At 36.6% G+C, this 1,732-nt stretch carries 1 protein-coding gene and 1 pseudogene; one reads left to right on the top strand and one right to left on the bottom strand.

Annotation, left to right across the window (positions count from 1 at the left end):
* A pseudogene (locus tag VXQ92_RS16790) lies at window positions 1–161 on the bottom strand (hypothetical protein); the annotation flags it as partial.
* A gap of 565 nt (window positions 162–726) precedes the next feature.
* Here VXQ92_RS16790 and bauD point away from each other — a divergent pair.
* A complete protein-coding gene (gene bauD, locus VXQ92_RS16795; protein ID WP_206677396.1) occupies window positions 727–1,668 on the top strand; it encodes an ABC transporter permease in 942 nt (313 codons plus the stop codon).
* Window positions 1,669–1,732: the final 64 nt, after the last annotated feature.

Below are 1,732 nucleotides of genomic sequence, written 5' to 3' on the forward strand. Positions count from 1 at the left end.
ATTGCTTTAATGAGCAGTTGAATGTCTAAACCTTGATTAAGTTTCCATAGATTAAAACGTCGGTTAACTTGTTCAGGCTGTTGTAATTGCAACATCCAGATATGTTCTTCGTAATCAGTAACCGAAAGGAGAGAGGGCGATTTGGAAAATTGTTCCAACATAAATGAATCCTGGTTTATCAAATGGCTATTTTCATCAATTTTTATTTCGCAAATTTTTTACATTAGATTAAATTTCATATAATTCATAATGTTATAGATTTGCTTGTTTGCAAAAATTGACCTTTTTCTAATGAGTTGATGTCCACATGAACTGTACTGATGTAACAGTAGGGTTACATTTTACCTTTAAACATACTATAATTGATTCTCATTTACATCAAGATTATTATTTGCAAGTAGATAGTACCAATTGAGAATGACGAATTTTTAAAATAGAAAATAAATAATAAGTGATTGATTAATATTTATTTAATTCGAAATTGGTTGGGCAAAAATAATTTAAAGATGAAAAAATTGCTCCTCGGAATAGGGCTGTGATTTTGCCTATTCAAAAGGAACTGATTCTGTTGTCTCGATAAAATTGAGGAATTTTCATGAGAATATTCAATCATGAAAGGTTAATAAGCCCATCAAATGTTGAACAAATTTTCCCTCGCTTTGGTTTGATGGGATTAAATTTGCAATTTGCATCGGCTTTATTACGCTCAAGTGGGGCACGCCACTGATGCAATTCGGCTTATTCTGTATTTTTATCATTTTATGTATTTGCTCATTATTGCTCGGGGCTGAGCAAATCCAGTGGTCTACCTTATTTTCTTTTTCTCATGAGAGTTGGCTCACTCTTACAGCCAGCCGTATCCCTCGTTTAATTACTATTGTGCTTACCGGTATCGGGTTGGCGGTATGTGGCGTCATCTTGCAGCATATTGTGCGTAACAAGTTTGTTGAACCGGAAACATCGGGTGGTTTAGATGCTGCCAAACTGGGAATTTTAGTGTCATTAACTTTAGTTCCGGTAACCAGCACGTTGAGCAAGATGATATTTGCGATCATTTTTTGTTTTATTGCCAGCTTAATTTATATCGCAATTATTCGCCGGATCCGTTTTAGAAATACGGTTTTAGTACCGGTTATTGGCTTGATGTACGGCAGTGTACTGAGTGCCTTAGCTGAGTTTTATGCCTATCGCTTTAATATTTTACAAAGTATGCAAGGGTGGCTTTTAGGAGATTTTTCAAAAATTGTCCAAGGTCATTATGAAGTCATTTACATTATTTTTCCGATTGTTGTTCTGACTTATCTTTTCGCACATTGCTTTACCGTGATTGGTATGGGTGAAGAGATGGCTTCTAGCTTAGGACTTAGTTATGCAGCTATAGCCGCCATTGGTTTAATACTGGTTGCCATTACAGTTTCGACCACAGTAATTACGGTTGGTGCTATTCCTTTTGTCGGGCTCGTGGTCCCCAATTTAGTCGCACTGAAATACGGAGAAAACTTAGCTAAAACCTTGCCGATTGTGGCTTTAGGTGGGGCATCTCTATTACTGATTTGCGACATTCTTGGTCGCTCAATCATTTATCCATTTGAAGTACCGATCGGACTTACCGCAGGTGGTGTGGGGGGAATTATTTTCCTCATCCTCATTTTGAGGGAGTTCAGATAATGCGTATTACAAAGCTATGGATGATTTACCTGATTGTCGTCTGTCTAGCAGTAGTTTTTTTATT

The organism is Acinetobacter sp. 228 (genome assembly GCF_048147885.1).